At 72.1% G+C, this 13,293-nt stretch carries 8 protein-coding genes and 1 pseudogene; 4 read left to right on the top strand and 5 right to left on the bottom strand.

What is annotated here, in order from left to right; all coding sequences use genetic code 11:
• Positions 1 to 34: 34 nt before the first annotated feature.
• Together E1287_RS04090 and E1287_RS04085 are read right to left on the bottom strand one after the other, a co-directional pair.
• Positions 35 to 928 (bottom strand): arylamine N-acetyltransferase, encoded by an 894-nt coding sequence (locus E1287_RS04090; protein ID WP_131963448.1) that lies wholly within the window; start codon positions 926 to 928, stop codon positions 35 to 37.
• Complete coding sequence (locus E1287_RS04085; protein WP_165968873.1) at positions 925 to 4,014, bottom strand: BTAD domain-containing putative transcriptional regulator; 3,090 nt, start codon at positions 4,012 to 4,014, stop codon at positions 925 to 927. The genes E1287_RS04090 and E1287_RS04085 overlap by 4 nt, the downstream gene beginning before the upstream one ends.
• A 96-nt stretch (positions 4,015 to 4,110) precedes the next feature.
• Between E1287_RS04085 and E1287_RS04080 the strand changes: the two genes are divergently transcribed.
• The gene (locus E1287_RS04080) at positions 4,111 to 4,992 is read left to right on the top strand and encodes an NAD(P)-binding domain-containing protein (RefSeq protein ID WP_165968872.1); all 882 of its coding nucleotides are present in this window, start codon (positions 4,111 to 4,113) and stop codon (positions 4,990 to 4,992) included.
• On the opposite strand, the gene E1287_RS04075 is transcribed toward E1287_RS04080, so the two are convergent.
• Together E1287_RS04075 and E1287_RS04065 are read right to left on the bottom strand one after the other, a co-directional pair.
• On the bottom strand, positions 4,967 to 6,367 hold the full coding sequence (locus E1287_RS04075) for a HAMP domain-containing sensor histidine kinase (RefSeq protein WP_243718591.1): 1,401 nt from the start codon (positions 6,365 to 6,367) through the stop codon (positions 4,967 to 4,969). The two genes, E1287_RS04080 and E1287_RS04075, sit on opposite strands and share 26 nt — an antisense overlap.
• A gap of 376 nt (positions 6,368 to 6,743) precedes the next feature.
• The gene (locus tag E1287_RS04065) at positions 6,744 to 7,532 is read right to left on the bottom strand and encodes a class I SAM-dependent methyltransferase (protein WP_131963446.1); all 789 of its coding nucleotides are present in this window, start codon (positions 7,530 to 7,532) and stop codon (positions 6,744 to 6,746) included.
• 103 nt (positions 7,533 to 7,635) lie between these two features.
• Between E1287_RS04065 and E1287_RS04060 the strand changes: the two genes are divergently transcribed.
• Together E1287_RS04060 and E1287_RS04055 are read left to right on the top strand one after the other, a co-directional pair.
• A complete protein-coding gene (locus E1287_RS04060) occupies positions 7,636 to 10,779 on the top strand; it encodes an AAA family ATPase (RefSeq protein WP_207933995.1) in 3,144 nt (1,047 codons plus the stop codon).
• Between the two features lie 138 nt (positions 10,780 to 10,917).
• Complete coding sequence (locus E1287_RS04055; RefSeq protein ID WP_131963444.1) at positions 10,918 to 12,324, top strand: FAD-binding oxidoreductase; 1,407 nt, start codon at positions 10,918 to 10,920, stop codon at positions 12,322 to 12,324.
• A gap of 55 nt (positions 12,325 to 12,379) precedes the next feature.
• On the opposite strand, the gene E1287_RS04050 is transcribed toward E1287_RS04055, so the two are convergent.
• The gene (locus tag E1287_RS04050; RefSeq protein WP_131963443.1) at positions 12,380 to 12,862 is read right to left on the bottom strand and encodes a pyridoxamine 5'-phosphate oxidase family protein; all 483 of its coding nucleotides are present in this window, start codon (positions 12,860 to 12,862) and stop codon (positions 12,380 to 12,382) included.
• Between the two features lie 240 nt (positions 12,863 to 13,102).
• Between E1287_RS04050 and E1287_RS04045 the strand changes: the two are divergent.
• Positions 13,103 to 13,293 (top strand): annotated as a pseudogene (locus E1287_RS04045) (hypothetical protein); the annotation flags it as partial.

Raw genomic sequence — 13,293 nt, 5'->3', positions numbered from 1 at the left:
GTTCCGACGTCTGGGGGTACCCGGAGGACGGGGTTCAACCGTCGCTCCCCGCAGCGGCGCGGTTGCGCTCGAAGTCGATGAGGCGGGTCACGTCCTCGCCTTCCAGGACGATTCCGAACTCCTCCGCCAGCGTCTCGGGCAATTGCTCCGGGGTCAGCGTGCGGCTCTCGGTGGAGCCGTTGGGGCGGGTGATGGTCAGGTTCGTCCCGTCCAGGACGAGGTGCGCGTCGACCTTGAATTTCTGCGTGAACGGACGGGTCGAGAACGGCGAGTGCGGGTTCGCCCAGACGAAGAAATTGCCCACCTCGAAATCGATGCGGAACTGCTCGTTCATCGTGAACGTGTGGCGCTGGACCCAGCCGTCCTTCCCGCTCTGGTGCAGTTCCCAGCCGACCGTGCTGGGCGTCCAGGCGGTGGCGGTCCGGCCCTTCTGGAGGCGGAAGCCCCAGCCGTCCTGCTCGGCCTCCTCGCCGTCGAGCAGCCGCAGCGGTTCCAGCGGCCCGGCGCCGAAACCCACGTCGCACAGCCAGGCGGGCTCGTCCCGCGGCTGGCCCGGCGGGCGGACGTGCAGCAGCGCGTGCGTGGCGGGCAGCAGCTTGCGGGCGCCGAGCGTGACCCGTCCGGCGAGGGCGGTGACCTCGTAGCCGAGCCGTTCCAGCACCGCCGCGAACAGCCGGTTGTGCTCGTAGCAGTAGCCGCCGCGGGACCGTCCGACCAGCTTCGCCTGGACGGTGTCCAGCGACAGGACGACCGGCCGCCCCAGCATGATCTCCAGGTTCTCGAACGGGATGGACGTGGTGTGCGCGCGGTGCAGGGCGCGCAGCGTGTCTCCGGTCGGGGCGAGGTCGCCGTCGTGGCCGACCCGCTTCAGGTAGGCGGGCAGGTCGAGGAGATCGCCCTGCCATCCGTATCCGAGATCCTCGCTCATGGTCTCCTCTGTTTCCTCTCGCCGTGGACAGTCCCCATGTGTGGGGTAACACCGGACGCGGCCCGGATCCTCCCGGCGATGCGGTCGACGTCCCGGCGTTCGGCGGCGGGGAGCGGCGCCCCGGCGGCCTCGCGGAGCGCGGCGGCCTCGGCGAGCAGCCCGGCCGCCGCGGCGTGATCGCCGGCGAGGGAGCGGGCCCCGGCGAGACCTTCGAGGGCGAGCGCGACGGCACGCGGGTCACCGACGGCGCGGGCTCCGGCGAGGCCCTCGGTGTGCAGGGCGAGCGCGGTCTCGGCGTCGCCGCGCTCCTCGGCGATGAAGCCGAGCTGGGCGTGCGCGAACGCGATCCCGGCGGTCCCGCCGATGCCGCGCAGCCAGCCGAGCCAGGTGCGCAGGTGCGCCTCGGCGGCGTCGAGGTCGCCGCGCGCCCTGGCGACGAGCCCGAGCCCGATCTCGGCGAACTCCTGCGCGGACCTGGCCGCATGCCGTCCGGCCAGATCCAGGGCCCGTTCGTGCAGGTCGCGGGCCTTGTCGAGGTCGCCGGTGAGCAGCGCGACGCGGCCCAGCCCGGACAGCCGGTAGGAGACCTCGGGCCACATCCGCAGGTCCTCGGCGACGTGGAGGGCGGCGCGGTGGCGGCGGGCGGACTCGTCGTGGTCGCCGATGATCTCGGCGTGGCGGGCCAGGGCGTCGGACGCCTCCAGCCGTCCCCACGGGTCGCCGAGCTCATCGAAGATCGCCAGGCTGGTCTCGGCGTCCTGGCGCGCCGCCGCGGGCCGGCCGCGTCCCAGGGCGAACTTGGCGCGGGTGGCGAGCGCGGCGGCCGTGAACCACCGGTCGCCGCGTGCGCGGAACACCGACAGGGCGTGGTCGACGCGTTCTTCATTCGCGGCCATGTCGCCGTAGGCCCAATGGACGTGGCTGAGGAACCATTCCGCCTTGGCTTGCTCGAATTCGTCCTCTCCAGAGGAGGAGGCGGTGGCGGTCGCTAGGGCGGTTTGGCGGAGCTGTTCCGAATCCTTGCTTTCGCCGGACAGCATGGTGAAGGCGGCCAGCCACACGGCGGCGTCGCCCGAGGCGGCGGCGGGCGGGCGCGATGCCGATTCGAAGGCGCTTCGGGCCTCGCCGAATCGTCCGCGCAGGAACCAGTACCAGCCAAGCGCGCTGGCCAGCCGGACGGCGTCGCCGTGCTTCAGCGCGGCGGTGAGGTTGGCGGCCTCGTGGTCGAGAACGTCCAGCCATTCGGCCTGCTCAGGACCGCGCAGCCGCTCGGACGCGCGCTCGGCGAGGCCGGTGTAGTAGCGGGCGTGGCGGCGGCGGAACTCGTCCTCCTCGCCTGCCTCCTTGAGCCGCTCCAAGCCGTAGGCGGCGACCGATTCCAGCAGGCGGTAGCGGCCGTCCAGGGTGATCAGTGAACGGTCGACGAGTCTCGCGAGCACGGCGGCGTCGGTGTCGCAGACCGTCTCGGCCGCGTCGAGGGTGCAGCCGCCCGCGTGGACGACCAGCCGCCGCAGCGCGACCCGCTCCGGCCCGGTCAGCAGCTCCCAGCTCCAGTCGATCATCGCGCGGAGCGTCCGCTGCCGTTCCGGGCCGCCGTGCCTTCCGCCCGCGAGGAGGCGGAACCGGTCGTCCAGCCGGGCCGCCAGCTCCCGCACCCCGAGCGCGCGGACGCGGGTCGCCGCCAGTTCGAGCGCGAGCGGCAGCCCGTCCAGCCTCCGGCAGATCGACGCGACCCACGGCGCGGACGCCTCGTCCAGCGCGAACCCCGGCGCCGCCGCCGCGGCCCGCGCGACGAACAGCCGCACCGCGCCGGACCTCAGCAGCGCGTCCGGCGTCGTCTCGCGGCCGGGCAGATCCAGCGGCGGGACGATCCGCAGCCGCTCCCCGGGCAGGCCCAGCGGTTCGCGGGACGTGACGAGGATCCGCAGCCCCGGAGCCCCGGCCAGGAGCCGCCCGGCCAGGTCGGCGGCGGCCTCGATGACGTGCTCACAGTTGTCCAGGACGAGCAGCGAACGCCTGGCGCTGAGTGCACGCGTGAGCCGTTCCACCGGCCCGTCTCCGCCCTCGTCCCACAAGCCGAGGACGCGCGCCACCCGCTCGGCGATGTCCGAGGCCGATTCAGCCTGCTCGGCGGCCAGTTCCACGAACCACACGCCGTCCGGGTGGTCGGCGGCCGACCGCGCGGCCGTCTCCAGGGCGAGCCGGGTCTTGCCGACGCCGCCGGGGCCGGTCAACGTCACCAGCCGGTCGGATACGAGCTGCGCGCGGGCCCGTTCGACGGCGTCCCCACGCCCGATCAGCTCCCCGAGGACGACCGGAAGTTTCGACGCGGCGCGCGGCGGTCCCGCCTCGGACGGCGCCTGCTCCAGCATCGACATGTAGAGCGCGGCCAGCTCGGGGCTCGGATCGACGCCCAGCTCGTCGGCCAGCCGTTCCCGCAGGTCGTGGTACCCGGCGATGGCTTCGCTCTGGCGTCCGGCGCGGTAGAGGGCGCGCAGGTGCGCGGCGCGGAGCCTCTCCCGCAGCGGATGCCGGACGACCTCCGCCGCCAGCTCCGCGCTCAGCGCGGCATGTTCGCCCAGCTCGAGACGGGCCTCGGCGTGCTCCTCCAGCGCGGCCAGCCGCCGGTCCTCAAGCTCGGCCGCGACGCCGTGCGGAAGGTCGAGGCCGTCGAACGCGGGCCCGCGCCACAGCGCCAGCGCGTCCCCCAGCAGGCGCGCCTTCGCCAGCGGATCGGCCGCCTCGCCCGCCTGGACGGCGAGCGCCGCGAACCGTCCGGAGTCCACCGCGTCCGGGGACACGTCGAGCAGATATCCGGGCGGACGCGACACGAGCAGCGCCCGCGCAGCCGGTTCCGCGTCGTCCAGGATCCGGCGCAGCTGCGAGACACGGGCCTGGAGCGTGCCGGACGGGTTACGCGGCGGGCGGTCGCCCCACAGCGCGTCCACCAGCCGATCGACCGAGACCGGACGCCCGGGTTCGGCCAGCAGCATCGCCAGCAGCGTCCGGACCTTCGGCTCGGGGACGTGCACATGCCGGCCGTCGGTCGTCCACACGGCGAGCGGCCCCAGCACCCCGAAACGCACGTTGTCCAGCGTACGCACCCGCTACGGAACCACCCGAAGCATTTCCGTAGCGCCCGAAGCGACGCTGAATCCACACGCCACTCAGAGGAGAATCCAATGACGAAATCACCGGTTACGGTCATCGGCCTCGGCCCAATGGGCGCGGCCATGGCCGCCACGTTCCTCGGCAACGGGCATCCGACCACCCTGTGGAACAGGACCGCGGCCAAGGCGGAATCTCTCGTCGCCAAAGGCGCGACCCTCGCCGCGACGCCCGCCGACGCGCTCGCCGCGTCCGACCTGATCGTCGTCAGCCAGACCGACTACGCCGCGATGTACGACTCTCTCGACGACGCCGCCGACGCGCTCAAGGGCCGCGTCGTGGTCAACCTCAGCTCCGGCAGCCCGGACGAGCTGCGCCGCGCGGGCGAATGGGCGTCCCGGCACGGCGCGGACCTGCTGACCGGCGGCGTCATGGCGCCGCCGCAGGGCATCGGCGAACCGGGCGCGTACGTCTTCTACAGCGGCCAGGAGGCGATCCTCGACCGCCACCGCGGAACGCTCAGCGAGCTGGGCGACGCCACGTTCGTCGGCTCTGACCCGGGCTTGTCGATGCTCTACTACCAGGCGCAGCTGTACCTGTTCTGGTCGACGCTGGCCGCCTACATGCACTCCGTGGCGCTGCTGGGCACGGCCGGCGTGTCGGCCGAGCAGTTCCGCCCGTTCGCCGCCACGACCGTGCGGGACCTCGGGACGGACGGCCCCATGGGCTTCCTGAAGATCCTCACCGAGATGATCGACGCCGGCGTCCACCCGGGCGACGACCACACGCTCAGGATGCAGGCCGTCGGCGCCGACCACGTCGTGGAGGCGGCCCGCGAAGCGGGAATCGACACGGCCGGACCGCTCGCGCTGAGGGACCTGTTCTGGCGCGCCGTGGACGCCGGACACGGCTCCGACGGCCTGTCCAGCGTCATCGAGGTGATCCGCCGTTCTTGAGGAGGGGGAGGCGGAGGACGAACCGGGCGCCGCGCGGGCTGTCCGCGATGCGCAGCGTGCCGCCGTAGACCTCGGCGATCTCGCGTGCGATGGGCAGCCCGAGCCCGGTGCCCTGCGGGTCCCGGTTCCGCGACTCGCGAAGCCGCGCGAACCGCTCGAAGACCCGTTCCCGCGCCTCCTCCGGGACGCCGGAACCGTCGTCCAGCACCTCGAGGACGGCCTCGTCCCCGTCCCGCGCCACGGTGACCTGGATGCGGTCCGTCGCGTGCCGTTCGGCGTTGCTCAGCAGGTTGCCGAGCACCCGCGCCAGCCGCACCGGGTTCGCCCGGACGAGCACGCCCGGCTCCAGATCCGTCGTGATCGGGATGCGGAGCGGGCGGCGTTCGACCTCCCGGCGGGCGAGGCCCGCGAGGTCGATCCGCTCCACCGGGACGGGGGCGCGGGAGTCGAGGCGCGACAGCTCCAGCAGGTCGACGACGATGTCGTTCAGCCGCCGCGTGTCGCGCAGCGCCGCCTCGACCATCGGCCTCCACTCGAAGCCGTCGGGCTCGCCCAGCGCGGTCTCCAGCTGCATCTGCAGCGCCGCGAGCGGGTTGCGCAGGTCGTGCGAGGCGTCCGAGATGAACCGGCGTTCCCGCTCCGTCGCCTCCTCCAGCCGTTCGAGCGTCGCGTTGACGGTCTCGGCGAGCGCCTGGATCCTGACGCCCGCCTGCGGGACGGGCACCCGGTGGCCGAGGCCCCGCGCGCTGAACTCCGCCATCTCCGCGCGGATCTCGTCGACCGGGACGAACGTCCGCCCGATCGTGTGCCACGTCCACCACGCGATCAGCGCCAGCAGCGCCAGCATGATCAGGGCGAGGCCCAGCGGCAGCAGCCACACGTTCAGCAGGGTCGGCTCCGGCGTCACCGCGATGACCATCACACCCGGGCCCCACGGCGACGTCCGCACCCGCGTCCCGAACATCCATACGCACTCGTCCAGGAACTCGGGGCAGATGCTCCGGTCGAGGAGCATCCTGTCCTTGCGCACGTCCTCGGCCGCCAGCGGCGGAACACCGCTCAGCTCGGCGCTTTCCGCCACGACCGCCCCGTCCGGGCCCAGGACCTGCACCATCGGCGTCTCGTCCGGCCTGGGGGCGAGCACGTCCTCGTACCGTCCCCGGACGATGTCGGTCACGACCCGCTCGACCGTCCGCTCGGACTTCCGCCACACATTGCTCTCCGCCCATTCCCGCGCGAGCAGCATGAGCAGCACGAACACCAGGCCGAGGATCACCGCCGACGCCGCCACGGTGGTGACCGTCGCGCGTCCCCGCACAGTGAAGAACAGCCGCCTGTGCCACCGGCGGCACGCCTCCCACCTCTCCGTCGCCACAGCCGATCCCCCGTATCCCGAACGGCCGGACACTAACAGTAACAACTCACGCACTCAGCGTATGTGATCGCCTATCGGCCGCCAGACGGGGGATTCGTCTCCGATGGCTAGAATCGTCGGGATGCCAAGGTCGGCCATGGGAAGCAGGGCGCGCACGCTCGCCCAGGTGTACCGGCGTTTCGCCGAGGTCGACGCCGCCGAGATATCGCTCCGGCGATACCGACCTTCGGCGATCGACGCGCGTCCGGTCACAGCGTCATGGGCCTGGCGTTGTTCGACCACTCGTCCCTGCGCGCCGAGGGCCTCGGCCGCTGCTGGTCGCGGGGCCGTCTGCTCGCCTGGCTGGCCGACTCCTAGCGGCGGCCTGTCAGGACGATCAAGCCGCGACTCCCTTCACCGCCCATGCTCTGGCGGTGAGGGCGACGGACCCGTCCGGGCAGGCGGGCAGGCGGGCGTGGAGCAGGTCGCGCAGGGCGTTCCGGTGCTGCTCGTCCAGCGACATCGCGTATCCCGGCGCCGGGCCCTGGCCGCCGAGGAACGGACGCCAGTAGTCGTCGAAGTCGCTGAACACCGTCGCCACCTCGATCGGCTCGACGACGATGTCGTCCAGACCTGTGTCGGCCCACAGCCGATGCAGGCGTTCGGGGTGGCAGATGGGGAAGCGGCGGCCCTCGTCCAGTTCGGCGGCGGCCGGGTCGAGCGTGGTGGCGGCGTCCCAGAAGTACCGCATCATCGCCATGCCCTCGCCGTAGTCCCAGACATAGGCGGCGACTGTGCCGCCCTGCGCGGCGACCCGGCCGAACTCGGCCACGGCCAGATGCGGCTCGGGGACGAAGTTGAGCGCCAGCCCGCTGACCACGGCGTCGAACCGGTCATCAGGGAACGGCAGCGTCCGGGCGTCCCCGACGATGAAGCTCGCCCGGGCGTCGGATACCTGCGCGCGTGCGCCGACCAGGAATGCCTCCGAAGAGTCCAGTCCGATGACCTGGGCTGGGTCTTTCAAGGTCAGGACGGTTGCCGTCAACGCTCCGGTGCCGCAGCCGACGTCCAGCCAGCGCTTGCCGGCGGGCACGTCCAGCCAGCGTAGGAACGGGTCCGCGACACGGCGGCTCCAGCGGCCCACGTAGTCCTCGTAGGCGTCACTGCCAGCCCATTCGTCGCCCATGGCGTGAGGACGATACAGCTAGCCTGGGGTTTCGGGAGGCGGAGTCGACATGCTTTACGCGTCTCTATTGGGGGATCAGGTAATCGGCGACGACGAGTCCGGCGTGCGATCTCGTTCACCGCGCACGGTCGGTCTCGTCGCGTATCTGGCCGCCCATGCGGATTCGTCCCAGACGCGGCAGCACATCGCGGGGATCTTCTGGCCGGACTCCACGGACGCGCAGGCGCTCACCAATCTGCGCCGCGAACTGCATCACCTGCGCCGGGTCCTCGGCCCGGAGCCTTCGCTGGTGGTCACCTCCAGGGATCTGTGCTGGCGGGACAGCGGGACGTGCCGCGTCGACCTGCGCGTCTTCGCCGTCCAGTGCGAGGGCGCCCGGGCGGCGCTGGCCCGCGGGGACAGCGAGGCGGCCGCCGAGCACGCCGCCAGGGCCATCGCCGAGTACAAGGGCGATCTCCTGCCAGGGATGCACGACGACTGGGTCCTGGACGCCAGGTCGGAACTCGAGCGCCAATGCGTGGAAATGTGCGATCTCGTCGCCACGGCGAGCGCCGAATCGGGCGATCTGGCCAGGGCCGTGGACGCCGCCCGCCGCCGGATCCGGCTGCAGCCGCTGGAGGAGGTCGGCTACCGGGTCCTGATCCGGTTGCAGGCGGAACTGGGCGATCGCGCGGGCGCCATCAGCACCTACCACCATTGCGCCTCGGTGCTGGAGCGCGAGCTGGGCGTCGTCCCGGACCCGGCGACGCGGCGCGCCTTCCAGCGCCTGATGGCGGACGCGGGCTCGAGCGCAGGCGGGGACGCGGTTTCGCGCGAGGGCCCGGACGCGGGCGGCGAGACGGCGCGGGTCGAGCCGGTCGCCGGCCGGTCCGGTGTCGCCGTGGCGCGGCTCGTCGGCCGTTCGCGGGAGCTCGACCGGCTGTGCGACCTATGGCGGACGGCCGTGGCGGGCCGTCCAGGCTGCACGCTTGTACGGGGCGCCGCCGGGGTCGGGAAGACCCGGCTGGTGAACGAGTTCGCCGAGCTGGCCCGGCGGCAGGGCGCCGTGGTGGCGGGCAGCCAGTGCTTCGGGTCGTCCGGACGGCTGGCACTCGCGCCGGTGGCGGACTGGCTGCGCGCCCCGGCAGCGCGATCGGCCACCGCGACGCTCGACGAGACGTGGCGCGCCGAAGTCGACCGGCTGGTCCCGGTCAAGGGCCACGGGTCGCGGGGCGCCGGAGCGTGGGCCATGGCGGACGCCTGGCAGCGCCCGCGGTTCTTCGAGGGCCTGGCGCGGGCGCTGATCGCCGTCGGCCAGCCGATGCTGCTGGTCCTGGACAACGTGCAATGGTGCGACCAGGACACGCTGGCGTTCCTGACGTTCTATCTGGGGCTGGCGGGCGACGCTCCGGTCATGATCGCCGGAACCGTGCGCGACGAGGGTCTCGGGGACGGCCCGGTGCTCGCGGACTGGACCGTCCGGATGCGGACCGCCGGGCTCCTCACCGAGTTCACCCTCGACCCGCTGGAGGCCGAGGGCACGGCGGGGCTCGCCGAGGCGATCGTCGGGCGGCGTCTCCCCGAGACCGACACGAACCTGCTCCACGCGACGACAGGCGGGTTCCCGCTCTACGTCGTGGAGACCCTCCGCGGCGCCGCCGGCCACGACGGCCCCGACGGCGCCGGCTCGGAAAGCGCTGACTCGGAAGGCGTCGGCTCGGAAGGCGCCGAGCCGGGTTCCGACGCCGTCCCGCCGCCCATCGGCGATCTCACCTCGGTTCTGCGAAACCGGCTGGAACGGGCGTCCGCGCCGGCCCGTGAGATCGCCGGGCTCGCCGCCGCCGTGGGGACCGACTTCACCCTGGACCTGCTCACCGAGGCGAGCGACCTGGACGCCGGCGTCGTCGTCGAGGCCGTCGACGAGCTGTGGCGCCACCGGATCATGCGGGAGTTCCGGGGCGGCTACGACTTCTCCCACGACCTGCTGCGCGACGCGGCGTACGCGGGGGTCAGCCCGCCGAAACGGTGGCTGCTGCACCGCCGGGTCGCGCAGGGGCTGGAACTGCTGCACGCCGACGACACCGACGCGGTCTCGGCGCAGCTCGCCGAGCAGTACGCGCGCGGTGGGCGCCCCGACCGCGCACTGGCCTACTACCGGCGGGCCGCCGAGGTCGCGGCGGGCCTCTTCGCCCACACCGAGTCGATCCGGCTGCACAGAGAGGCGCTGTCGATCGTGCGCGCCATGCCCGCGGGCCGCGACAGGGACACCAAGGAACTCGAAGTGCTCCAGGCCGCGGCGGCGCCGATCAACGCCAAATACGGGTACGCCTCTCCGAACCTGCAGGAAACGCTCGAACGATCCGTCGTGCTCGCCGAATCACTCGGTCACAACGACTCGAAGCTGGCCGGCCTGGTCGCGCTCTGGGCGTCCCGGTTCGTCCAGGGCCGTACGGCCGAGGGGTATCGGTTCGCCCTCGAGGCGCTGAACATCGTCGACCCCGGATCCGAGCCGAGCGGCTCGGCCCACTTCGCCGCCGGCGGGACGGCGGTGAGCCTCGGCCGGCCCGCCGAGGGACTGCGGCACCTGGAACTCGCCATACAGACGCGCGCCGACTTCATGCTGAACGTCGGTACCCGGCTCGACATCCACGGCACGGCCTGGGCGGCCCACGCCCACTGGCTCCTCGGCCATGACGCGGAGGCGCTGGCCGCCTGCACCGGCGTGATCGAGGACGCTCGGGCGACCGGGCACCCCTACAGTCTGGCCGTGGCGCTGGCCTACGGCGCCGTCACCCATCAGATGCGCGGTGACCTGTCCGAGCTGAGGGACACCGTCGCCGACCTGCGCGAGCTGTGCGACCGCTACGACTTCGCGTACTACCGGGAGTGGGGCCTGGTCCTGGACGGGTGGTACCGGGGCGGCCAGGCGGGCGTGGACCTCGCCCGGCAGGGCATCGGCAACCTCAGGGCCGAGGGGTCGTTCGCCAGGATGCCCTACTGGCTGTCGCTGCTCGCCGACCTGCTGGCGCGCGACGGGCGCCCGGACGCGGCACGGGCCACACTCGACGCTGCTCTAGCCGCCGCACAGTCCCACGACGATCTCTGGTGGCTGCCCGAGGTGATGCGCATGCGCGCCGCCTACGACGACCATGAACAGTCCGTCTCACGGCTGCGCTCCGCCGCACGCACGGCCTCCGAGCACGGCAGCGTCGCCCTACTCAACCGCTGCAATCGCGACCTAAGGGACCTGGGCGGCCTGACGACCTAGGCGGGCGTTCGGGGCGTTCGGGTTCTGGGGGCAGCGTTCCGTCCATCGGCTGATATGGGCGGGGTTGGACGAACGCTTCGCGAACGCCTTGCCTCCTAGCGTCCCTCTTGTCGAGCGAAGCATCCAAGGGGGAGCATCATGAGCACGGCAACGGATACGACCGCGACGGCTCCGTACGAGGAGCTGTCCGGTGTCCTGCACGGGGACCTGATCAGGCCCGGGGACGTCGAGTACGACGCCGCCCGCGCCGTCTACAACGCGATGATCGACAAGCGTCCGGCCGCCATCGCGCGGTGCCGGGACGTCGTCGACGTCATCTCCTGCGTCCGGTTCGGCCGCGCGCACGGCGTCGAGCTCGCCATCAGGGGCGGCGGGCACAACGCCGGAGGTCTCGGAGTCTGGGACGACGCGCTGGTCATCGACCTGTCCATGCTGCGCGGCACCACGGTCGATCCCGCGGCGCGCACCGTCCGCGTCGACGCCGGATGCACCTGGCAGGACGTCGACCACGCGACGGTCGGATTCGGCATGGCCACTCCGTCCGGCTTCCTCGGGTCCACCGGCGTGGGCGGGCTGACGCTCGGCGGCGGCATCGGCTACCTGTCCCGCCGGTTCGGCCTCACCGTCGACAACCTGATCTCCGCCGACGTCGTCCTGGCCGACGGGACGTTCGTGAAGGCGAGCGAGACGTCCCACGGCGACCTGTTCTGGGCGCTGCGCGGCGGTGGCGGGAACTACGGGGTCGTGACCTCGTTCACGTTCCGCTGCCACGACATCGGCGAGCACGGCGTCGTCATCGGCGGGCCGGTGCTGTACGACCTCGCCGACGCCGGCGACGTCATGCGCTGGTACCGGGAGCTGCTGCCCTCGCTGCCGGAGGAGCTGAGCGGCTGGCTCGGGCTCATGACCGTCCCGCCGGCGCCGCCGTTCCCGGAGGCGCTCTGGGGCCGCAAGGTCTGCGGGATCGTGTGGTGCTACACCGGTCCGCACGACAGGGCCGACAAGGTGCTCGAACCGGTCAAGACCTTCGGCTCGCCGGTGCTGACGGGCCTGCACGAAATGCCGTTCAACGTCCTGCAGGGCGCGTTCGACGGCCTCTACCCGGCCGGCCTGCAGTGGTACTGGCGGGCGGACTTCTTCAACGAGATCTCCGACACCGCCATCGACATCCACCGCAAGTACGGCGAGCAGTTGCCGACCGGCCACTCCACCATGCACCTTTACCCCATCGACGGAGCCGCCGCCCGCGTCCCCGCCGACGCCACCGCCTTCGCCTACCGCGACGGCGGCTGGGCCGGCGTGATCGTCGGCGTCGACCCGGACCCGGGCAACTCCGCCCTCATCACCCAGTGGGCCCAGGACTACTGGAAAGAGCTGCACCCCACGTCGGCCGGCGGCGCATACGTCAACTTCATGATGAGCGAGGGGCAGGACCGTGTCCGCGCGTCCTACCGAGGCAATTACGCCCGCCTGGCCGCCATCAAGAACCACTACGACCCGGACAACACTTTCCACATCAACCAGAACATCCAACCCTCTCACTAGCCGACCCAGCGAGAGTCCACCCTGAACTGCCCGAGGGTGGCTCTCGTTGGCCGGTTTACGGGTTGACTTGGCGGCGGGTGTCTATGCCGGTTTCGTTGGACGGGTCGCGGCCCGGGACGTGCACTTCGTGGTTGGTGGCGTGGGCCAGATAGAGGCGCAGGGGGGCGTCGCCGCTTAGCTGTTCGGGCTGGAATGCCGTGGCGCCCGGGCCGACGCGGGCGAAGGCTTCGGCGCAGCGTTGCGGGAGTTCTTCGTCCGGGACGATGGCGGCGGTCGCGTCTATGTAGACACAGTGGGCGTGGCCGATTTCCGCGGTCGAGTCGTAGATGGCGATGGCGACGTCGGGGTGGGCCTCGATGTTGCGGGAATGCCGTGCCGTTGGTGATGAGACCCAATAGAACGTCCGGTAGCCGGCGTGGGTGAAGTAGACCGGGGAAAGGCGCGGGCGGTTGTCGGGTCCGGTCGTGCCCAGCGTCATGTAGCGGTTCGCGTCGATGGCGGCACGTGCCATTTGGTCGAGGTCGGCGGGCAGGCTCATGATGCGTCCTCCTCATATCCGGCTGGACGCGAGCATGTCATGTTGCTTGTGGGACGGGTGGTGCGATTAGGGAGAACGTTCGTCCCGGACGTGAACGGGAGACGGGTTCCTGCGCGTACAGCGAGGGTGACGGGCGACTTTCCAGAGGCGAAGGGAGCCGTCGTGGACGCGTTGCGAGCTGCCGGCCGAGGCGAAGCGGGCCTTGGCGTCGACCGTGCCCGGCGTCGGGGAGGCGGGGCTGTGGGAAAGGCGCGGGACCGGGTGGTGATCGGCGAGATCACGTTGCCGGGGGTGCGGCGGTCGGTCGGGTTCGCGCGCGGCTTCGTCCGGGACATGGCGCTCGACGTTCCCGGGCTGGACGACATGATCATGGTGGTGAGCGAGATGGTCGCGAACGCGGTCAGGCACACGGCGTCGGGGCGGGACGGGGG

The sequence above is a fragment of the Actinomadura sp. KC06 genome, assembly GCF_004348735.1.
Lineage (GTDB): Bacteria > Actinomycetota > Actinomycetes > Streptosporangiales > Streptosporangiaceae > Spirillospora.
Note: the sequence above shows the minus strand (reverse complement) of the source record. Positions and strands in the feature narration are given on the sequence as shown.